Annotated in this window: 21 protein-coding genes and 2 pseudogenes; 7 read left to right on the forward strand and 16 right to left on the reverse strand. The window is 53.0% G+C overall.

Going from position 1 to position 20,915, the window contains the following annotated elements; all coding sequences use genetic code 11:
* Positions 1 to 16 precede the first annotated feature (16 nt).
* From LKD23_RS06935 to LKD23_RS13045, 9 genes and pseudogenes are all read right to left on the reverse strand, one after another.
* Positions 17 to 1,327 carry a sugar phosphate nucleotidyltransferase gene (locus LKD23_RS06935; protein WP_227621012.1) on the reverse strand — a complete coding sequence of 437 codons (1,311 nt, stop codon included), beginning with the start codon at positions 1,325 to 1,327 and terminating at the stop codon, positions 17 to 19.
* Between the two features lie 32 nt (positions 1,328 to 1,359).
* A complete protein-coding gene (locus tag LKD23_RS06940; RefSeq protein ID WP_227621013.1) occupies positions 1,360 to 3,033 on the reverse strand; it encodes a phospho-sugar mutase in 1,674 nt (557 codons plus the stop codon).
* A gap of 666 nt (positions 3,034 to 3,699) precedes the next feature.
* Positions 3,700 to 3,975 carry a hypothetical protein gene (locus LKD23_RS06945; protein ID WP_341458695.1) on the reverse strand — a complete coding sequence of 92 codons (276 nt, stop codon included), beginning with the start codon at positions 3,973 to 3,975 and terminating at the stop codon, positions 3,700 to 3,702.
* Positions 3,976 to 4,064: 89 nt separating this feature from the next.
* A complete protein-coding gene (locus tag LKD23_RS06950; RefSeq protein WP_227621014.1) occupies positions 4,065 to 4,271 on the reverse strand; it encodes a hypothetical protein in 207 nt (68 codons plus the stop codon).
* 551 nt (positions 4,272 to 4,822) lie between these two features.
* Positions 4,823 to 5,497, reverse strand: a complete 675-nt coding sequence (locus LKD23_RS06955; RefSeq protein ID WP_227621015.1) for a sugar transferase — start codon at positions 5,495 to 5,497, stop codon at positions 4,823 to 4,825.
* A gap of 840 nt (positions 5,498 to 6,337) precedes the next feature.
* The gene (locus LKD23_RS06960; RefSeq protein ID WP_227621016.1) at positions 6,338 to 6,880 is read right to left on the reverse strand and encodes a nitroreductase family protein; all 543 of its coding nucleotides are present in this window, start codon (positions 6,878 to 6,880) and stop codon (positions 6,338 to 6,340) included.
* Between the two features lie 103 nt (positions 6,881 to 6,983).
* Positions 6,984 to 7,886, reverse strand: a complete 903-nt coding sequence (locus tag LKD23_RS06965) for a hypothetical protein (protein WP_227621017.1) — start codon at positions 7,884 to 7,886, stop codon at positions 6,984 to 6,986.
* A 131-nt stretch (positions 7,887 to 8,017) separates the two neighbouring features.
* Positions 8,018 to 8,485, reverse strand: coding sequence for an Hsp20/alpha crystallin family protein (locus tag LKD23_RS06970; RefSeq protein ID WP_227621018.1), 468 nt, complete (start codon positions 8,483 to 8,485; stop codon positions 8,018 to 8,020).
* A 286-nt stretch (positions 8,486 to 8,771) separates the two neighbouring features.
* Positions 8,772 to 8,945, reverse strand: a pseudogene (locus LKD23_RS13045) (MFS transporter); the annotation flags it as partial.
* Between the two features lie 180 nt (positions 8,946 to 9,125).
* Between LKD23_RS13045 and LKD23_RS06980 the strand changes: the two are divergent.
* The 3 genes from LKD23_RS06980 to LKD23_RS06990 all read left to right on the forward strand — a co-directional run bounded on the left by LKD23_RS06980 (position 9,126) and on the right by LKD23_RS06990 (position 11,542).
* Positions 9,126 to 10,208 (forward strand): AI-2E family transporter, encoded by a 1,083-nt coding sequence (locus LKD23_RS06980; protein ID WP_227621019.1) that lies wholly within the window; start codon positions 9,126 to 9,128, stop codon positions 10,206 to 10,208.
* A 217-nt stretch (positions 10,209 to 10,425) separates the two neighbouring features.
* Entirely contained in the window at positions 10,426 to 10,875 is a 450-nt protein-coding gene (locus tag LKD23_RS06985; RefSeq protein WP_227621020.1) for a MarR family winged helix-turn-helix transcriptional regulator, read from the forward strand.
* 16 nt (positions 10,876 to 10,891) lie between these two features.
* The gene (locus tag LKD23_RS06990; RefSeq protein WP_227621021.1) at positions 10,892 to 11,542 is read left to right on the forward strand and encodes a hypothetical protein; all 651 of its coding nucleotides are present in this window, start codon (positions 10,892 to 10,894) and stop codon (positions 11,540 to 11,542) included.
* 152 nt (positions 11,543 to 11,694) lie between these two features.
* Here the strand turns inward: LKD23_RS06990 and LKD23_RS06995 are convergent, their stop codons facing one another.
* Both LKD23_RS06995 and LKD23_RS07000 read right to left on the reverse strand, forming a co-directional pair.
* Positions 11,695 to 12,384 (reverse strand): alpha/beta fold hydrolase, encoded by a 690-nt coding sequence (locus tag LKD23_RS06995; protein ID WP_349138538.1) that lies wholly within the window; start codon positions 12,382 to 12,384, stop codon positions 11,695 to 11,697.
* A 167-nt stretch (positions 12,385 to 12,551) separates the two neighbouring features.
* Positions 12,552 to 13,037, reverse strand: a complete 486-nt coding sequence (locus LKD23_RS07000) for a GNAT family N-acetyltransferase (protein ID WP_227621022.1) — start codon at positions 13,035 to 13,037, stop codon at positions 12,552 to 12,554.
* 208 nt (positions 13,038 to 13,245) lie between these two features.
* On the opposite strand from LKD23_RS07000, the gene LKD23_RS07005 reads away from it, so the two are divergent.
* A complete protein-coding gene (locus LKD23_RS07005; RefSeq protein WP_227621023.1) occupies positions 13,246 to 14,202 on the forward strand; it encodes a pyruvate kinase in 957 nt (318 codons plus the stop codon).
* 123 nt (positions 14,203 to 14,325) lie between these two features.
* On the opposite strand, the gene hcp is transcribed toward LKD23_RS07005, so the two are convergent.
* Complete coding sequence (hcp, locus tag LKD23_RS07010) at positions 14,326 to 15,939, reverse strand: hydroxylamine reductase (protein ID WP_227621024.1); 1,614 nt, start codon at positions 15,937 to 15,939, stop codon at positions 14,326 to 14,328.
* Positions 15,940 to 15,960: 21 nt separating this feature from the next.
* Positions 15,961 to 16,680: an ATP-binding protein gene (locus tag LKD23_RS07015; RefSeq protein WP_227621025.1), complete on the reverse strand. Its 720-nt coding sequence runs from the start codon at positions 16,678 to 16,680 to the stop codon at positions 15,961 to 15,963.
* Between the two features lie 98 nt (positions 16,681 to 16,778).
* Between LKD23_RS07015 and LKD23_RS07020 the strand changes: the two genes are divergently transcribed.
* Positions 16,779 to 17,444, forward strand: a complete 666-nt coding sequence (locus tag LKD23_RS07020; protein WP_227621026.1) for a Crp/Fnr family transcriptional regulator — start codon at positions 16,779 to 16,781, stop codon at positions 17,442 to 17,444.
* Here the strand turns inward: LKD23_RS07020 and LKD23_RS07025 are convergent, their stop codons facing one another.
* A complete protein-coding gene (locus tag LKD23_RS07025) occupies positions 17,445 to 17,681 on the reverse strand; it encodes a hypothetical protein (protein ID WP_227621027.1) in 237 nt (78 codons plus the stop codon).
* On the opposite strand from LKD23_RS07025, the gene LKD23_RS07030 reads away from it, so the two are divergent.
* Together LKD23_RS07030 and LKD23_RS07035 are read left to right on the forward strand one after the other, a co-directional pair.
* The gene (locus LKD23_RS07030) at positions 17,676 to 18,608 is read left to right on the forward strand and encodes an AEC family transporter (RefSeq protein WP_227621028.1); all 933 of its coding nucleotides are present in this window, start codon (positions 17,676 to 17,678) and stop codon (positions 18,606 to 18,608) included. The genes LKD23_RS07025 and LKD23_RS07030 overlap by 6 nt on opposite strands.
* A gap of 65 nt (positions 18,609 to 18,673) precedes the next feature.
* Positions 18,674 to 19,789, forward strand: a complete 1,116-nt coding sequence (locus tag LKD23_RS07035; protein WP_227621029.1) for an SLC13 family permease — start codon at positions 18,674 to 18,676, stop codon at positions 19,787 to 19,789.
* A 77-nt stretch (positions 19,790 to 19,866) separates the two neighbouring features.
* Here the strand turns inward: LKD23_RS07035 and LKD23_RS07040 are convergent, their stop codons facing one another.
* A complete protein-coding gene (locus LKD23_RS07040; protein ID WP_227621030.1) occupies positions 19,867 to 20,502 on the reverse strand; it encodes an L-2-amino-thiazoline-4-carboxylic acid hydrolase in 636 nt (211 codons plus the stop codon).
* Positions 20,499 to 20,915, reverse strand: a pseudogene (locus LKD23_RS07045) (class I SAM-dependent methyltransferase); the annotation flags it as partial. The gene LKD23_RS07040 and the pseudogene LKD23_RS07045, both read right to left, overlap by 4 nt.

A 20,915-nucleotide genomic window follows, 5' to 3' on the forward strand; every position in this document is an offset into this window, starting at 1 on the left:
TTTATCCTCCGCAGCATTAATCCATCGGGAATTTAATCTTGTCTGTAACGCTGATTTCTTCACCGAGCTGAACTTCAATCATATCAAGTGCTGTAATAGCCTCTACTGTATGCTTACAGCCTGCGGCAATTGTGATTACATCACCAGTGCGCAACACCTGTTCCATGCCATCTACAATTGCCTTTCCTTTACCAGAAACGACCGTCCAAACTTCCTCGCGGTAATTATGCATATGGTATGTCATATGCTCACCAGCTCTCATGGAAATCTTGACTGTCATCGAGCCCGGTTGAACATCAATGACTGTATAAGTACCCCATGATTTCTCAGCATACATTGCTTCTGTCTCGATTTTTTCCACATAGGGCTTCATATAACCGCTACGTTCTTTATCAGCAATCAAGATACCATCGCCACTGGCGGCAACAATCATATCCTTACACCCCATACAGAGGATTGGAATATTCAGTTCGTTCACCACATTGGTATTCTCGCAGGTTTCATCCAAAATGGCCTTGCCCTTGGTTTTATCAGCCATGACTTCGGCCATCATGTTCCAAGTACCGACATCTTTCCAGTCGCCACTGTAACGCAAAACCTGAATGCTGGACTCTTTCTCAACCACTGCATAGTCAAAGCTAATCTTGGTCAGGGTATCATATTTATTGAACAGATCACGGTAATCCTCGAAGTCGATCATACTATGTGCTTTATCCAGCAGATAGCCTAGCTTGAACGCAAAGATACCGGCATTCCACAGCGCACTCTGAGTCAGATACTTTTTGGCCGTTTCTACATCCGGCTTTTCTTTAAACTCCTTGACCTTGCTGACGTTTTCGCCACTTTCAGGGATGATGTAACCATACTTCTCACTGGGATAGGTCGGCTCAATGCCCATCAAAGTCAGGTTTGCGCCACCCTGTTCTGCCAGCTCCTGCAGGCTCTTGACTGCTTCGTAATAGGTATTATCTACATAAGGGTCAACCGGGCAGACAACAACAGCTTCATCCTCTGCAACCCCCATTTCATCATGAAGATATGTAGCAGCCAACGCAATAGCCGGAAAGGTATCGCGGCGGCAAGGCTCTACACAAATGGATGCCTTTTCGCCCAACTGATTCTTGATAGCACTTGCCTGTGACTTACTGGTTGCAATGGTAATCTTTGCATCAGCGTCTACTGTGGTGATTTGGCGGTAAACACGCTGCACCATAGACTCATACACATCATTATTCTTGAACAGTTTGATAAACTGCTTACTACGCACATCATTAGAAAGAGGCCAAAGACGTTTACCGGAACCACCAGAAAGCAAAATAATATTCATGTTTTTTCTCCTCATACAACTGCCAATCTTTTTTACTTTAAATATTTTTCAGCGCTCTTTCGGATATCTGCCTCCACAATCTCGGCAGTTTCCTTATTCTCCGCACTGACAGAGATATAAGTTTTCAGCTTCGGCTCGGTGCCGGAGGGGCGCACCACGATGGAGCAGTTATCTTCCAGCAGGAACTTGAGCACATCGGACTTGGGCAGGCCGTCCAGACCCGGTGCGTAGTCCAGCAGCTTGACGACCTTTTTGCCGCCGAACACCTTGATATCACCACGGAATGCCTGCATGATGCTCTGCATCTTGGCAAAACCGGCGCTGCCGTCGAACTCATAGCTGTGCAGGGTGTTCAGACAGTAGCCGTAGGTCTTGTACAGTTCCTCCAGCTTGTCCAGCAGGCTGATGCCCTTGGTGGCATAGTAGCTGAACATCTCGCAGATCATGTACGCGCCGTCCACGCCGTCCTTGTCGCGGACGTAGGAGCCGGTCAGGTAGCCATAGCTCTCCTCAAAGCCGAACACATAGCTGTCGGCCCTGCCCTGCTGTTCCAGCTTGCCGATCTGCTCCCCGATGAACTTGAAGCCGGTCAGCACGTTGATGGTACGCAGGCCATAATGGGTAGCAATCTGCTCACCCATATCCATGGTGACGATCGTCTTGACCATGACCGGGTCAGCGGGCATCCTGCCGTGCTTCACACGCTGGCTACAGATATAATCCAACAACAGCATACCCGTCTGGTTGCCGGTCAGCAGCTCGTACTCCCCTGCCTTGTTCTTGACGGCGATGCCCACACGGTCACAGTCGGGGTCAGTCGCCAGCAGCAGGTCGGCGTTGCACTTTTTGGCATACTCCATGCCCAGTGCCATAGCCTCTTTGATCTCCGGGTTGGGGTACGGGCAGGTCGGGAACTTCCCGTCCGGCTGCTCCTGCTCCTTGACCACCGTGATGTTGGTGTAGCCCATCTCCTTCAGGGTGCGGGTCACGGGCTTCAGGCCGGTGCCGTTCAGCGGGCTGTACACGATGGCTACATCCTTGTTGACAGTCTCGCCAAACAGGACGGACTGGCTCTTGACCTGCTCCACGAAGGCGGTGTAGACCTCGTCCGGGATGTACTGGATGCTGCCGCTTGCCACGCCTGCTTCAAAATCACTCGTCTTAACGTCTGCGAAAATATCCAGCTTCTCGATCTCAGCCAGAATCTCCGCAGCAGCCTCGGTGGTGATCTGGCAGCCGTCCGCGCCGTAGACCTTATAGCCGTTGTACTTGCTGGGATTGTGGGAAGCCGTCACCATGACACCGGCAGAGGTGTGCAGATAGCGGGTCGCAAAGGACACGGTAGGAACCGGCATCAGGGTCGGCCAGATGTTGACCTTAACGCCATTGGCCGCGAACACACCTGCAGCCACCTTTGCAAACACATCGCTCTTGATGCGGCTGTCGTAACCGATGGCCACAGACGGCTCTGTAAAGTTCTTTTTCAGATAATCAGCCAGACCCTGAGAAGCCTTTGCCACGGTGTAGACATTCATTCGGTTTGTGCCTGCGCCAATCACACCACGCAGACCTCCCGTACCAAATGCAAGGTCACGATAGAATGCGTCCTCAATTTTTGTATCATCCAGCGTTTTCAGTTCATCGGCAACATCTGTATCCGCAGTTGCATTCACCAGCCATCGCTCGTATTCCTTTTTAATATCCATAATTCATTTACTCCTCTGGTCTTTTTCGGACCTTATTTCCTCAAAAGGTGTTTTTATCTATGTACACATCCCGAAAGATGGTATTTCTTGCTATCGTATTCTCTTACTCCTCAACTTACTTCATAGCACAACAACAAGCCTGTATACAGATTGCAGTGACAATCTATACGCAGGCTTGTCCTCGTACCTCCTTATTTTGTTTTCTGCTCTATCAGCTTTCGCTGTGATGGGTTAAGTATAGAGCGCAACCAGAAGCTATTAACCCCTGAAAACACGCTGGCCGTAACGCACCATGACAAGCAGAAACAAGTTGAGGTGAAAAGGTCAAGCCGCGCAAACCCGCATGAAATCAGGATTATTTTTGGTTGCCCATATTATTTCACACTCCCCCGTGCCGACCACAGCAGTTTTATAATTTCTCATAGTTCTTTTCTCCCTCACTAATTCTTCATTTAATAAAGCAACAAACAAGCCCACGGCGGATCACTCAATGGCAATCCACCGTAGGCTCGATTCGTTCTCCTTATTTTTTTACTTGCTGCTCATTTTGTGGGTCAAAACAGAGCTGCGCCAAAACCTCCCACATATAACATTTGGATTTCAGCTTCTCCGCTTCCTATCAGCAAATAAACACTTTTGTTGAACGAGTCGAGCTGTCAAAACCCTTTAGTTATCGTAGTTTTTCTTGGTTGACCCTATTATATCTCTAGCCCCGCGCCGTTCAATAGTCGGAACAGATTTCTGACGAATTCCCTCGTACTCCGTTTTACCAGCATCGTCATATTCTGCACCACTCACATGATGACCTGCTCTGTTGTAGCAGGTCACGTCACAACCATTCTGTGCCATTCGGGTGCAGAGCTCTTTGACAACGATCTCTACTCCGCCTTCTCTCGATAATCGCTTCTGTCCGAACATCGCAATCGCAAGTTTCTTGCTCATAAATCTTTCCCACAATCCCACTCAATTTCTTCATTAACATCTCGGCCAACACAAAGAGCGGATAGGCTCATACACCTGTCCGCTGGCTGTCACCCCACCCTCATGGTCGAGATTTCTTCCTGTGCGGCATTTCTGCCACTCAGAAAGATCATTCGTTCATTCTTCGGGTAAGAAAATATGAACTTCAGGTTGCGGAGCCTTTCATTCTCTGCCGTACCCTTGTCCCTATTATGACAGCCGCGTATTATATCTCTAGCCCCGGTACCAGCAACCGCAATTTTATAGTCCTTTTTCATAATTCTATATCCTCCTGAAATTCATCTTACTTATATGGAAGGCTCATATTGAGCCGAGCAAATCTATATCAAACAGTGTGTTCATCATCCATGCCGGATGAGCTATCGCGCTGTAGTTATCATTTTTTCATAGTGGCCGTCTACTTTTCCGACTACCACTGAATCTTTTATGTAGACCTGTCATGGTCTACTCGCCCAATTTGCTTCAACTGAAACTTTATGGTAGACACCTTCATACCAACTCACCGACAAAGTGTTAGGTCTTATTGTCATAACTCGCAGTCGCACTTTTCCCTTTTTCAAAGTGCTGACCTTTATTGTCATAACCTTCATATCAACTTACTTTGTTAAAACTGTACAAGTTCATAACTACTCTCTGTTGCAACATGAACAATCATCTACCCCTCACTACCTCTAATTCCCCGGAAAAATGAAGGTATCATGTCACTACCCTGCTCGGCAATAAAACAGGCTCGCAGTAAGGGGATTTTGCATGCGTTTTATACGCCACCGTAGACCATCATGCCGCCACTGAAAGTTTGAGGTAGACATTACTCCCCATGCCCCAGCAAACACACCTTAAATGTCTTAAAAATGATCTTCCAATCCACCCAAAAGCTGCGCTCCTTGACATACTTCACGTCCAGATCCATCCACTCCTCAAAGGAGAGGTCATTCCGGTGCGGAGCGATCTGCCAATAGCAGCTCAGGCCTGGAGTCACATACAGGCGCTGCTTTTCGTAGTCGCCGTACTGCTCCACCTCACGGGGAAGTGCCGGGCGGGGGCCAACGATGCTCATATCGCCCTTCAGGATGTTCCAAAGCTGCGGCAGCTCGTCGAGACTGGTCTTGCGGATAAACTTGCCCACGCGGGTAATGCGGGGGTCGTCCTTGATCTTGAACACAGGACCGTCCATCTCGTTCTGTTCCAGCAGGTCGTCCAGCTTTGCCTCTGCATTGGGGCACATAGAGCGGAACTTGTAGAACTTAAACGGCTTACCGTTTCGTCCAATACGCTCCTGCGAGAAAATCGGGCCAGCAGAAGGGTCATCCACCACGATCGCGATGGCCGTAGCCAGCATGACCGGCGACAGCGCCACCAACGCCAGCGACGACAAGATCACATCCTGCGTCCGACGCCCGATCCAATAGAGCTGATGCTCCCTCAGATTTTCCTTTCGGTCAATTTCAGCCGGCTTATTGATTCCAGTTACCTCTACGCTCATTTTTTTCTCCTCACTCACACTATGTAATCTCACACACGATTCCAACTGTACGTCCTCTTATCCAGCTTCAACGGCAGAGGCACTTGCAGTCACTTTTTGGCATCGATCCGCAGCGCCCCCATACGTCAGAGCACGCAAAACGCCCCTGACGACTGCTTCGCCAAGGGTCATTTTGTTTGCAATTCTTCCATCAAGCACCTTTTCCTCACGCCGTCCCATCCCAGTTAGCGCACCTTTGCCTGTTCTCGGATGATGTCCAAATCGTCGAAACGCCACACCTATCACCCCTTCCGCAATTAAGGGGTATCTCTCATTCGCTCGTGGGAGACACCGTGCGTTCGACATCCTATAGCAATTCAACTTTTCAATGCAACAGCAACAGCGTTGAATTGCATATCGCAAATATGCTGTTTTCATGCTACACTGATTTCTTACCTTGCGATAAAACTATTTATAAGTTTATTTTACCATTGTGTTACCTTGTACGCAAGGGGTTTTGACACTATTCTACCCCCCCCCCCCCTAGAAAATTTTGGTCGATATTGTCAATCTTTTTGTGATTTATTGTCCAATTTGCCTCAAAAAAACAACCACAGATTCAATTTTAGTAGAATTAGTAGACGATTAAGCGTCCACCGGGGCTTTGCTGACGGAGAAATCCTATCATAATTTTGCTGTTTTGCCAGATACGCCAAACCCAACGGGCGGCTCCGGTAGCCTGCCCGTTGGGTTTGGTCAGAAATAGAATAACATCACCCCGGCTTCTGCCTTTCAAAAAGGGAAACCGGGGTGATGTTATCTACTTTGTGGCAGGTGTCCAGAATGCCGGACCCATCTCATTTACTGTACGCTCAGCAGTTCTTCCACGCTCTTGCGGGCAGGTGCGGCGGGATCCTGTGCAGGATGACCGATGGCAATGAGCGCAGCCACTGTCTGTCCTTCGGGCACGGAGAGCACCTTTGCCACCTTGTCCGGGTCATAGATGCCCATGATGACCGTCCCGAGGCCCAGTGCGTGCGCGGCAAGGCAGAAGGTCTGTGCGGCAATACCGGCGTCAAAGGACTGCCAGTGGCCTTCGAGCGGGCTGGAATAGCTGCCGTCCCGCTCAAAACCAGAGCGTCCCGTCACCATCGTCAGCGCAACCAGTGCGGGGGCATGGGAAAGCGTGTTGGCGTTATAGGTGAAATCCAGCACACAATCGCTGGCGATTTTCTCACGCTTCTGCGCATCTTCCACGAGAATATAGCGGGCGATCTGGGTATTTTTCCAGCTGGGGGCATAAGCGGCAGCGGCCACCACTTCGGCCACCTGCTCCGGGGTAACAGGCTCTTCGGTAAAGCGGCGGACGCTGCGCCGGGTCTTGATGCATTCCAATGCTTCCATAATTGTTTTCTCCTTTTGGCAGTTTGTTGTATATAACTGTCTCTCTATTATTACAACTCCGCCCGGCTTTGTCAAGATGCTTTCGAAACGGAGGCCGGGCCGCTCAGAATAGGTCGAGCATACTGTCCAGATAGATGGCTTCCCGGACGTGCAGCTGGTACTCCGGCCTTACCATATAATAGAGCAGAAATTCCAGCACCAAGGCGCTGCCAAGCCCCCGTCCCTCGATCTTGAAGTTGGAAAATCCCATCGGAAGGAAGGTCCTCCGGATGTCCTCCACGCCGATGAAGCTGGGGTTCTCCATCGCCTTCGAGAAACGGTAGCCCTCCCCCGCGCCCGGGGCAGTGCAGATATGGTCAGGGCAGTCCTCGCCGAGATTTTTGCGGCTGACATTCTCGTAGCAGCGCTTCCGGTCCCGGCATCCGACCCAGCAGCACTCGTTGCAGAGAAACTCCACCTTGTCCTTCTGGGGCTGCGTCAGGCTGTCCAGCTGTTCAAAGGCCTTGTTCAGTCGGAAATCCGGCACCACATAGCGAAATTCCTCCCGGGCCGTCTCGTCCCGGAGCTGTCGGAAATCCGTCAGCACCTTGGTCGTGGAGGAGACGAGGTAAAGCTGCGGGTAGTGCGTCCTCAGGTAGTCCAGCAGCAGCTCCGAATGGAGGATGACGCCATTCTCCACCCCGCCGCTCTGTGCAAAGAGGGCGCAGAGCGCATTGCATTTCCGGTCCGAAAGATGCTCCTCCCGGAGGAGGGAGTTGCTGAAGGTCAGCCGGGCCGAGACGCCATACTCCTGCATCAGTGCAAGGACCTCTTTGGGGTCGTGCCCGCCGAAACCGGTGCGTCCCCCGCCCCAGATGCAGTCGGCCGGTGCTCCGTAGATGGAGCCAATGCTGCACCAGTCATAGAAGTATTCCCGATGCCCCCGGTACAGGGGTAGGAACTCCCGGTATAGCTCGTAAAACTCAAACAAACCGGGCAGGTGATAATAGGCTTTTTCTTGTTTCATCGCACCCTCTTCTCTCTCGTTCTTTCCTATTGTACCATGTTTCCGCCCCACAAAAAAGCCCCCGGAGGGCTTGTTACAGCTCTCCGGGGGCATCTTATGTGCGTTGTGCCTTGGCGCACACGACCGGCGTTTTACTCGATCTCGATCAGGTTCGGGTTCTCAGGCAAAGCCTTCGTCTGCTGAGGAGCAGGCAGCTCGACGTGCAGGACGCCATCCTCGAACTTTGCGTGGATGTCCTCCTTCTTCACAGCGTCGCCCACATAGAAGCTGCGGGCACAGGTGCCGGAGAATGTCTCGCGGCGGATGTAGCGGCCATTGTTGTCCTTCTCGTCATTCGAGTGGCTGCGCACTGCCTGAATAGTCAGATAGCCGTCGTTCAGTTCCATCTGAACGTCTTCCTTCTTGCAGCCCGGTAGGTCAACAGCCACATCGTAGCCGTTCTCGGTCTGCTTGACATCGGTCTTCATCATGTTTGCACCGCGCTTGCCGAAGGTTTCACGCTCTTCACGGTTCATCGCACGCTCCAGCGCGCCATCGTTCCAGAACGGATCAAAGAGATCATCGAACAGATTCTCATGGAAAACAGCAGGCATAAACATAAATCATTCCTCCAATCCCGGCGTTCGGGTCGGGTAAAAAATCTTTATGTTGTTCATTCGGAAAAGCTTTCCGGGGAGCTGCTCGATCACCTCGCGGCTCTCTCTTTTGCCCTTCCTCCTGAGCACGCCATAGTTATAGCACCATTTATTAGCAGTGTCAAGCGTAGAGTGCTAAAATTCACGAAAAGATAATACTTTTATCATCTTTCATACAATCTCCATCGTTTTTCTTCCTAGGGACGCATTTTATCAAACTGCCGTCTCTTGCAGGCCGTTTCCCACAGGGCAGAGCCACATCCAGAACCATCACGCTGAGCGGATACAGCAGCGGCATCAGACAATTTCCGACGTATGCACTTGCCATCTGGACTCCAATGATCGCCTGCGACCGATCCGCCCCAAAGTGGCTCGGCGTTGCATGGATGATGCCGGGATAGATGGGCGCACAGCCAAGGCCGACAGGCAGGGCCATCGCTGCGGGCCGCCACTTCCCTTACCGGCGTCTTGACAAGCCTGTTCCTTCCCATTACAATACGATAAAAGAGTCCGCAGAGGAGCTTTTGCAATTTGCAGCTACAGGCTCCGGGAAAGGAATGTCGTCATGGAACCAAAAACAAAACAATATCTGCTCGTGACCGTTGTGGGGGTAACGCTTTTTGTCGCACTGCTGCGGCTTTCTGCCGTTCTGGCCTTTGCCGCCGATCTAGTCGATCTGATCCTGCCCATTCTGGCCGGAGGCATTCTGGCGCTTTTTCTCAGCGTGCCTATGGCCGGACTGGAAAAGCGGCTGAGAAGCCTGTTCCGCAGGGCCAAAAAGCAGCCCTCAGGCAGCGCCATCCATCTTCTCAGCTTTTTCATCACCCTGCTCGGCGTTGTTCTTGTGCTGGTGCTGGCGCTCACCCTGCTGATCCCGGAGCTTGTGCAGTCGTTTCACAGCCTCTATCTACAGATCGAGTCCAATATCCCCCGCTGGACCGCCTATCTCAGCGCACAGGACACCAACATGGACTGGTTGATGCACTGGCTGGAGGGCATCGACTGGGAGCAGCTGCTGCACAGGATCACCAACAGCATCGACACCGTGCTGGTCAATGCGGTCGGAGCGGTATCTGCCACCGTGAACATCGTGGTGACTGCATCTTTTGCCCTGATCATCTCCATCTATATGTCCCTCGGGGCCGAGAGCCTCTGCCACCACGCCCGCACACTGGTATGCGCCTATCTGAAGCCCAGCCACGCCGCCGGGCTGCTGAAATTCTGTCGGCTGTTCCGTCAGTCCTTCGCAAACTTTCTGACGGGACAATGCAGTGAGGCCGTGATCCTCGGTGTCCTCATGACCCTTGCATTTTCGGTTTTCCGGATCCCCTACGGCAGTCTGGTGGGGATGCTCACCGCCATCTGTGCCATCATCCCCTATGTGGGGGCACTGATCTCCTGCGTGGTCAGCGTGTTCCTTGTGCTTCTGGTGGATCCTGTGCTGGCGGTGCGCTGCCTCATTGTCTACCTTGCCGTGCAGTTTATCGAGAACCAGTTCATCTATCCCCGCGTGGTGGGAAAGTCCGTGGGGCTTTCTCCGTTTTACACCCTTGTGGCCGCCATGATCGGCGGAAAGCTTTTTGGCATCATCGGCATCATCTTCTTTATCCCTCTGACTGCGGTGGTCATTGAGCTTGTAAAAGAGGATGCCTCCCGACGCCTGCATACAAAAGAGACCCTGTCCTGACAACAGCGACCCCGGAGAGTGATTCCCACCGCTCTCCGGGGTCGCTGTTTTTTATTCTTTGTTCACTGTGTTGACGTGGCAGAAAAGGCTCCGCAGGGCAATGAGTCCTATCTTCCGGTCAAGAACATCGTCGGCAGAAATTTCCTCTTGACAAGGCGGCGGGGATAGCATATAATGCAATCGTTCTAAATAGAACAATATATCACAGGAGGTATCTATGAACTTTTGGGATCATCACAAAGCCATTACCTGCTACTATGAGCTGCTGATGTCATCCGTATGTCAGAAATATCAACTCCGGCAGATGGAGTATGATATCCTGATGTTTTTATACCATAATCCTCAGTACCATACCGCCGCAGATATTGTACGGGTGCGCAATTCCACCAAATCTCATGTCTCCACCTCACTGAAAGTGCTGGAGGAGCGGGGACTGATCGAAAAAAAGGTCGCCGACGGGAACAAAAAGCATATCGATGTCTATCTGTCCGCGTCGGCTCAGCCGATCATCGCCGAAGGGCTTGAGGCTCAGCGGCAGTTTGCCAGAGATATGTTTCAGGGACTCTCAGAGCCTCAGATCGCAGCTTGTAAACAGGCATTCCAGAAGATATGCGACAATGCAGAAGAATGCCTCAAAATAAAAGGAATGACACATCATGAATCATAAAGCCTGCCAACCCAAAATGCCCGATCGGATGGAGGCGGTGTTCGATGCCGCCTATCTGATCTTTGATCTCATCGCAGGCATCCTCTTTTTCACGATGGCTCAGGGCCGCAGCCTTTTTATCCTATATGGCGTCCTGACCCTGACCCTCTGCGGCGGTGACGCCTTCCATCTGGTGCCCCGGATCATCCGGGCCGTGCGAGGCAGCAGCGACCGGATCAAGAAGCAGCTCGGCATCGGGCTGCAGGTCTCTTCCATCACCATGACGGTATTCTATATCATCCTGCTGTATGTCTGGAAGGCCACCTTCCCTCAGCTTCAGGCTCCCGTAGCTGTGGAAGTCCTGATTTGGCTGTCTGCCATCCTGCGCATCCTGATCTGCCTGCTGCCCCAGAACAACTGGTGTACCGATGAGGGCAACCCCACCCTGTCCATCCTGCGCAACGCAGTGTTTGCCCTTACCGGCCTCGGCGTCATCATCCTGTACGCCATCTCCGGCAATACCGGCGACTACCATATGACCCGGATGGTGGCAGCCATCCTCATTTCCTTTGGCTGCTACCTGCCTGTGACCCTTTTCAGTAAGACCAAGCCCAAAGTGGGCCTGCTGATGATCCCCAAGACCTGCTCCTATATGTGGATCATCGCCATGGGTCTGCAGCTTCTGTGACTGTGTTACAGAAGAGCCAAATGCAGATCGTTATTATATGATCAGCAAGATCCTCTTTAACTTCAAACGCCATTCAACCGGCAGAATGGAGAAAACACTATTCTAAGTGTACTGTATTTCAGACAGCGATCCTTCAGGGTGTAGATCGTAGACTATCCGATAATATTATCATAAAACCTCTGCAGCACCATTGCCAATTCCTCTGGAGACTCTATGTTTGCTTCATGACCTGTTTTCAAAAGCTCATGGAAGTGGGCATCGCTCAAATAACTGGCAAGTTCCTTTGAGGCTTTTTTGTTTGCGTTGTCCTTTTCTCCACAAACGATCAATGCCGGACAGGACACCTTATATAATGAATCCCTGAGATCCAATTCCGCCATCGTGCCGCACAAGCGAATCACGTCTGCTTTTTTGAAGCCAAATTGCTCGAACATTGCATTCGGCATAACGTGAAACAGCAGATTCTGGAACTTCAATAGCTTTTCAGGCATTTCATATTGTGCTGCAATTAGCACCAGTGCCTTTACTTTGTCCGGGTGGTCTATCGCATAATTAAGTGCCAGAACCGCACCCAAGGAAAGCCCGCACAAAACGATCTCATTATTTTCCTTGTCGCACCTTCCTGAGAATGCAGCATACAGCTCCCCATAGGTGGCCGCTTTGCCCTCCAGCATCTCTGCCAGACTCAAGCTGACGCTGCTGTCTGAGACCTTCGTTTCTTTTATTACTCTGTCCCAACTGTCTGGTTTTTGTCCTAGCCCATGCAAGTATAAAAACTTCATCTGTTTTCCGCTTTCCTTCACACGTCCTGCTGCATTGTCGATCTCGCTGCTGCAGTCCATCACAAATCAGATGCGCTCTGCCCCGGTCAGCTCGGTCTTGCCCAGCCCTTCGGCAATGCACCGCGCCAGATACCGGCTGTTTCCGGTTCCCGAAAAATAAAGCACCATGGCTGCTCCCTCGTTTTTGTGTGGTTTTTCAGATGCCTGTCTGCCCGGCAAACTGGAATTTATGTCAATGCGAACTCAATCTCATCAAGCTTATTTGTTATTGCGTTCTTTCTCCCTGTCTCCTTAAAGCCTATTCGACGATAGAGTCTCTCAGCATTTATATTATTCTCAAGAATCCACAGCGTAGGGGTATCCGTACATTGGCCTACTGCGTATAGCAATAATTTCGTTCCATAACCCATGTTTTGCATATCTGGAAGAATATAAAGATCCTCTATTAAACCCTTTGTTACAGAAACAACCCCTATTGGTTTTTCTTCTACAAGCATATAGAGCTTTGTTCCGTTGTTCATCTTGTTCCTCAAATACTCCCGTTGCCGATCTGGCGTGTGTGTTTCTATGAAATCAGGAGTACAAAATGCACGATGCGATTCCTTCCAGGATATTGAATGGATGGTTGCGGCTTGAAGAAGATTTGTTTCATTTACAGGTACTATCATACTTATCTCCACAAATTCCGAGTTGTCGGTTTCAGTATACCACACTTTTTCCCGGCGGAACAGATACCGAAAACCAAAAATGCCCCCGGAGGGCTTGTTGCGGCTCTCCGGGGGCATCCTATGTGCGTTGTGCCTTGGCGCACACGACCTCTGAAGCGTCCACTCGGGAGAGCTTTCCGGCTTGTCCCGTTTTGGCACTTTTCAACGGCCCGGTTCCATGTTACAATAAGAAAAAACGAAACCGGGTGATCTTTTGGAATTTTATGGCACCATCGGCCCCGCCTGTGCCCAGCCGGAGACCTTGCAGCGCATGGTGGAAGCTGGCATGACGGGCATCCGCATGAACCTTTCCCACGGGCCTCTTTCGGCCCACAAAGACTGGCTGGACATTATCCACGCCGTGGGCATCCCCCAGCTGCTCATCGACCTGCAGGGGCCGGAGCTGCGCATCGGCACGCTGACCCGGCCCCTTGTGCTGGAACCGGGTCAGAGCCTCCGGCTGGGGCAAGGGGGTGTCCCTTGCCCAGCGGCGCTGGTGCAGGCGGCCCGGCCGGGACAGGATCTCCTGCTGGATGACGGCAGGCTCTTTGTGCAGGTGGCCGGAGCCGACGGCGCTGCCCTGCAGTGTACCGTGGTGCGGGGCGGCACCCTGCAAAGCCGCAAAAGCCTTGCAGCGCCGGGGCTGGAGGTGGCCTCCCCCACATTGACGGAGGCAGACCTGCAAAACCTGCAGCTGGCGGAAGCCTGCGGCGTTACCGGGGTGATGCTGCCCTTCGTGCGGGGTGCCGAGGACATCCGCACCCTGCGCCGGGCGCTGGAACAGGCCGGGGCCGGACAGATCCGCATTTTTGCTAAAATCGAGAACCTTGCGGGGGTGCGGACCCTGCCGGAGTTCCTGCCTCTTGTGGATGAAGTGGTCATTGCCCGCGGGGACCTTGGCAACGCCATGCCCCTGTGGGAGCTGCCCCGGTGCCAGAAACAGCTTTCGGCAGTCTGCCGGTCTGCCGGGGTGCCCTTTATGGTGGTGACCCAGATGCTGGACAGTATGTGCAGCCGGGCGGTACCCACCCGCGCCGAGGTCAGCGACATCTACAACGCTGTGGCAGACGGTGCTTCCAGCGTGATGCTCACCGGAGAGACCGCCGCCGGGCAATACCCGGTGGAAGCCATGGAGTATCTTGTGCGCACTGCCCGCACCGCCTTGGAATAACCAAAACGAACCAAAAAATGGATTGTGCCTCTCACAAAACGCCCAATTATCGCAAGGCAAGAAATTAGTGCAACATGAAAACAGCATATTTGCGATATGCAATTCAACGCTGTTGCTGTTGCATTAAAGAGTTGAATTGCTATATTTCAACAACGCTTCCAGATCTTCTTCCGGCGTTGTAATCGGCGCGATGCCATAGTTTTCTACCAGATAGTTAAGGACATTCGGTGAAATGAATGTCGGCAGCGTGGGGCCAAGGCGGATATTCTTAATGCCCAGATACAGCAGCGTCAGCAGAATGCACACAGCCTTCTGCTCGTACCAGGAGAGCACCATGGACAGCGGCAGGTCGTTCACACCGCAGCCGAAAGCATCCGCAAGGGCAACAGCGATCTGGATGGCGCTGTAAGCATCGTTGCACTGTCCGACATCCATCAGACGGGGCAGACCGTCGATGGTGCCAAGGTCAATGTCGTTGAAGCGGTACTTGCCGCAGGCAAGGGTCAGCACTACGGTATCGGCAGGCGTCTGCTTTACAAACTCTGTGTAGTAGTTGCGGCTGGGGCGTGCGCCGTCACAGCCGGCAACTAGGAAGAAGTGCCGGATCGCGCCGGACTTGACCGCCTCAATGACCTGATCTGCCACGCCAAGCACCGTGCCGCGGGCAAAGCCGGTCATGACCGTGCTGCCGCCGTTGATGCCGGTGAAGGGCTTGTCTTCGGAGTAACCGCCCAGCTCCAAAGCCTTTTCGATGACCGGGGTGAAGTCTTTGTCCTCTCCGATGTGCATCATTTCGGGGTAGGACACCACCGACGTAGTGAACACCCGGTCGGCATAGCTTGCTTTCGGCGGCATCAGACAGTTGGTGGTGAACAGCACCGGCGCGGGAAGCTCCGCAAACTCCTTCTGCTGGTTCTGCCATGCCGTGCCGAAATTGCCCTTGAGCTGGGAATACCTTTTCAGTTCAGGATAGCCGTGAGCGGGCAGCATTTCGCCATGGGTATAGATGTTGATGCCTTTGCCCTCAGTCTGCTCCAGCAGCAGCTTCAGGTCGTGGAGGTCATGGCCGGAGACAACAATGAACGGCCCCTTTTCTACGGTCAGCGGAACGGTAACAGGTATGGGCGTTCCGTAGCTTTCGGTGTTGGCCTTATCCAGAAGTGCCATGCACTTGAGGTTTTTCTCGCCAACCTCCATTACGATCGGCAGCAGCTCCTCCATGCCCCAGTCCTCGCCAATGGCGAAGAGTGCCTTGGCAAAAAAGCGATTCACCTCGTCATCGGTATACCCCAAGACCATGGCGTGATGCGCATAAGCTGCCATGCCGCGCACGCCAAACAGAACAAGGGATTTCAGGCTTCGGATATCCTCATCGGCGCTCCAGAGCAGGTTCATGTCGTAGTCACTGGTGCGTCCGCAAGGAGCAGCGCAGCTCGAGCAGTCGGGTACCAGCTGTGCTTTTTCGGCGTGTACCCGGCCGATCAGCTCCCGAATCGTTTTTTCGTTGAAGTTCACATTGGTGACCGTGGTGAAAAGTCCCTCGATCATCAGACGCCATGCCTCCGGCGTCGCCTGCATACCGCCGTCCGTGGCTCTGGCCAGCCCAATCAGAGCGCCGGTCAGTTCATCCTGAAGCTGTGCGACATCGGCAGTCTTGCCGCACACCCCCGCTTTTCCGGTACAGCCGGTGCAGGCTGCCGTCTGCTCGCACTGAAAACAAAACATTTTACGTTCCATCTTGAGTTCCTCTCTATTTGCTTAATCCAGAATTTTCCCGTCAATGGAGATGGTGACCACCTGCCACGGAATGAACTTTCCGCTGGCCTGAAGCGCCTTTTTCGCTGCCATCTCCAAGCCGCCGCAGCAGGGCACCTCCATGCGGAGGATGGTCACGCTCTGGATGTCATTGCTGCGCAGGATCTCGGTGAGCTTTTCGCTGTAATCCACAGCGTCCAGCTTCGGGCAGCCGATGAGGGTCACTTTGCCCCGCATAAATTCCTGATGGAAATTAGCGTAGGCGTAGGCCGTGCAGTCCGCTGCGATCAGAAGCTTTGCGCCCGCAAAGTAGGGCGCATGGACGGGTGCCAGCTTGATCTGCACCGGCCAGTTGCGGAGGCGGGAGACCTGCTGCACGGGGGCAGAAGCTGCGCTTTCGGCAGCCTCCGGCTGTTCCAGCATCCGCATCCGGGAGCCGGGGCAGCCACCCTCGTGGAGGTGCTTCATCTTCTCCTGCAGTTCCTTTTTCTTTTTGTTCTCCTGCACCGCCGCCTCATCGTAAGCGGGGGCTTCCCGCTCTTCAAAGGTAATGGCTCCGGTGGGACAGCCCGGCAGGCAATCGCCAAAGCCATCGCAGAAATTCTCCCGCACCAGCTTTGCTTTGCCGTTGATGATGTCGATGGCTCCCTCGTGGCAGGCGGTTGCACAAAGCCCGCAGCCGTTGCATTTTTCTTCGTCAATATGGATGATCTTCCGAATCATATCTATACTCTCCTGTTGTGGGTGTTTTTGCATTTGCAGCCTTATTATAGTATACTAAGGCTATCTTGTCTGTTTGAATTCTAACAAGGAGAGCTTTTATGCAAAAATATTTGCCTGTTCTGCGGAGCTGCCCCTTCTTTACCGGGCTTACCGATGATGAAATCCTGTCCATCCTGCACTGCGTCAGTGCGGCGAAAATCACCCGTCCCCGGGGCTCCTATATCTTCCGTGCCGGAGATTCCACAGAGGTCATGGGGCTCATGCTGTCCGGTTCCACCCTTGTGATCCAGGAGGATCTTTGGGGACACCGCAACATCCTGTCCAAGTGCAATACCGGGGACTTTTTCGGGGAGCCTTACGCCGCCACCCCCGGTGCCATCCTGAACATCAGTGTGGTGGCAGAGGAGGATTGCGAGATCCTGCTGCTGAACGTCAAGCGGCTGCTCACCTCCTGCCCCACCGCCTGCGACCATCACCAAAAACTCATCCTCAATCTGGTCAGCGTTCTGGCAAACAAAATACTGCTTTTTAACGATAAGATCACCCATGTCAGCAAGCGGACCACCCGGGAAAAGCTGCTGTCCTACCTGTCTGCCGAGTCCATCCGGCAGTCATCCCTCTCCTTTGACATTCCCTTTGACCGTCAGCAGTTGGCAGATTTTCTCTGCGTGGAGCGTGCCGCCATGTCGGTGGAGCTTTCCAAACTGCAAAAGGAAGGATTGCTGGTCACCAAACGGAATCATTTTGAGCTGTTGACTCGTTGATCATTCTATACGCCGCACGCAGACGGCAAAAGTCGTTCCGGGGGAAAATCCCAGTTTGGCAAACTCCGCTGCCGGACACGCCGTAAAGTCATAATAGATGGGCTTGCCGTTTTCGTAAGGTGCGACGTCCATCTCATATTCAGATCGTATTTTTTCTGTTTTCTCTTGACGATGCCCCGCCAATGGAGTAGGATGGTGCTGCAAAAACGAATTGCAAAAGAGGAGATCTAAATGCAAATCAGCCTTTTATTGATGCAGCAGATCGCGCAGCTATTTCTGATTCTGCTGATGGGATATGCCGTTGTGAAAACCGGCTTGTTGAAGGCATCGGACAGCAAGGTGCTGTCTGTGGTCTTTGTCTATCTGGTCATGCCCTGTGTCGTTCTGAACGCCTTTCAGATCAAGGATACACCGGAGATCCGCACCGGGCTGCTTTATTCCATGGGCATCGCCGTTGGAATGCACGTTGTATTTCTGCTTCTGAATGCGCTGTTCCGCAAAGCTCTCAAGCTGGACGCCGTGGAGCAGGTCAATATCATTTACAGCAATGCCGCCGCGCTGGTCATTCCCATCGTGCAGGCCCTGCTGGGGGAGGAATATGTTGTCTACTCCTGCGCCTTTGTCATTGTACAGCTGGTGCTGCTCTGGACCCATGCAAGCGCCTGCCTGCAGGGGTCTGCCCGGCTGGAATGGCGCAAGCTCCTTACCAATGTCAACCTGATCGCCATTGCAGCCGGTGCTCTGCTGTACCTGCTGCACATCTCGCTGCCCGCCCCGATCACCAGCACACTGAGCAGTGTCGGCAATATGATCGGCCCTATGGGAATGCTGCTGGCAGGCATGGCCATTGCGGAAGTGCCCCTGAAAAAGGTTTTCTGCACCCCGCGCAACTATCTGCCGGTATTTCTGCGTCTGCTGGGTGTTCCGCTGGTCATTGTTCTGCTGCTTTGGGCAGTTCACGCATCCCTTTGGATCCCGGACGGCAAGTCCATCCTGATGACGGTCTACCTTTCTGCCATTACCCCCGCCTGTGCAACAGTCACCTCCATGGCACAGCTCTATGACCGGGATGCTTCTCATTCCAGTGCGATCTATGTCCTGAGCACGCTGCTTTCCATCCTGACCATGCCGCTGATGATCGGGTCGTTTGAGCTGCTGCTCTGAAATACGAAAAAAGGCCGCCCGGCATCGCAGCAGGGCCGCCTTTACAACTACAAGGATGTGTCTCTATGAAACTCAAACAATTCATTCAGCAGGAAACGGTCCTCACCGCAGCCGCTGTGCTGGCCGTTGTCTCCGCCTTCTTTGTTCCGCCGGATGTGCAGTATCTCGGCTACATCGACCTGCGCACGCTGGCGATCCTGTTTTCCCTGATGACGGTCATGGCCGGGCTGCGGCGGCAGGGCTTTTTTGATGGACTGGGCCGGGCATTGCTGTCCCGTACCCACAGCACCTTTCAGCTGACTTTGGTACTGGTCGGGCTGTGCTTTTTCGGAAGCATGTTCATCACCAACGATGTTTCCCTGCTGACCTTCGTTCCCTTTACGTTCGTGGTCCTGAGCCGTCTGGGAGCGGATGTCCGCCGCTCCCTTCTGATTCCGGTGGTCTGTATGCAGACCATTGCGGCAAACCTTGGCAGTATGCTGACCCCCATCGGCAACCCGCAGAACCTCTATCTTTACGGAAAAAGCAGCATGAGCATCGGGGGATTTGTTCTTCTTATGCTGCCCTACACCCTGGTCTCTCTGCTCCTGCTGCTGGCCTGGGCAGCATTGGTCTGCCGGAAAAACTCTGCCGCCCTCTCCGTGGACGAGCTTGTTTCTTCTTCTGCATCTCAGGGAGATCAGAAGATCATCCTGCTGTATCTGGTTCTGTTTGCCGTCTGCCTGCTGTCCGTGATCCGGGTGCTGCCCTATGGCATTGCCTTTGCCGCTGTACTCGTCTGCGTTCTTTTTGCAGACCCGCACACCTTACGGGCAGTGGACTATTCCCTGCTTTTGACCTTTGTGGCTTTTTTCATCTTCATTGGCAATCTGGGGCGCATTCCGGCCTTTTCCGGCTGGCTGCAGGAGTTTCTGACCGGCCGGGAAGTTCTAGTGGCGGTTCTTGCTTCGCAGGTCACCAGTAATGTTCCCGCCGCCCTGCTGCTGTCCGGGTTCACGGCAGAGACACAAGCCCTTATTATCGGTACCAATCTGGGAGGTCTTGGCACTCTGATCGCATCCATGGCCAGTCTTATTTCCTACCGGCAGATCGCACGGGAGCTGCCACAGGGGAAGAAGCAGTATTTTGGGCTGTTCACCCTGTCCAACCTGATCTTCCTTGCGATCCTGCTGGGCGTGTAGTTTTTGCTCCGCTGAGCGTGGCCGATACCGTAAATTTCTTCCTCTGTTATCGACTTGACAAGCATCGCACACTCCTCCTAATTTATTTTCTTTTTGTACCTGCAGTCACAGTAGGGCCCGCCGGAGGCAAGCGTGTACTGCCGCACAAAATTTGTCACGCCGCCCGCTTCGCTCATGGTGTAGTCCAGATGGCACAAAGCGGGGGTCAGGTCGTACAGCCCCAGTTCCTTCATCAGCACACAGATGCCGCATTTGGTAAAGCGTCCCTCGTAGCCGCTGCCATCCGGGTATTCGTAAAACTCCATGTTCCACGAGTAGGGGTTGCGGTCGGCGGCTTTCAGAGTGGCGGTTGCCTTCATAGCGGCAATATCCTTTGCGGTAAACTTGCTTTTTCCGCTTTTGCGGCAGAACCACTGCATGGGCTTTGTCATCATGGATCTTGCATAGTAATCCGTCAGCCTGTCCACCTCTGGACGTTGCGGCATGGAGAGAATGAACGCGCCAATCATGGCGCAGTTGACCAGATTCATTTTGAAGCGGTCGGCCTTTTCAAACTCCGGCAGCCTGCAGATGATCTGCCGGTATTGCGGCTTTGCCTTTTTCGTGATGGCTTTTGCAGTGTCCGCATCATAGCCCAGCACTGCCGTCAGCTGCTTTTGAAAGGAACCGGCAAACAGCATCCACATCCCAAAGGGCATCTTGGCATATTTCATTCTCTGTCTCCAAATCCGATCTTCACGATCTGCATTTTCATCCCGTTGTCCCCAACCTTGGCGAGAAACCGGAAAAAGCCGCTGACAGAAGGATCTTTCAAATCGTTGTACCCCATCATATAGCCCCTGCTGGATACTTGCAAACGGCTGTCCCATGGGGAAAGCTCGCTTTTCGCATCCGAAACCGCGAAATATGCTCCCACATCCTTGATTTTCGCCGTCCTGAGCCACGTTTTGGCGATCATCTTTACCGCCGTACGGTTGGCAGCATCAAAGACCAGCACTCCGCCGGGGAAAGCATCTGCCATCCCCTGCACCAGCGCCTTGACCTGCTCCGTCAGGAAGTAATAGAACACCCCGGAGGCAAAAAACACCGCCCCGCCGGAGGCATCGATCTTGTCAAACCATGCGGG

The sequence above is a fragment of the Faecalibacterium butyricigenerans genome (assembly GCF_020687345.1).
Classification (GTDB): Bacteria; Bacillota; Clostridia; order Oscillospirales; family Ruminococcaceae; genus Faecalibacterium; species Faecalibacterium butyricigenerans.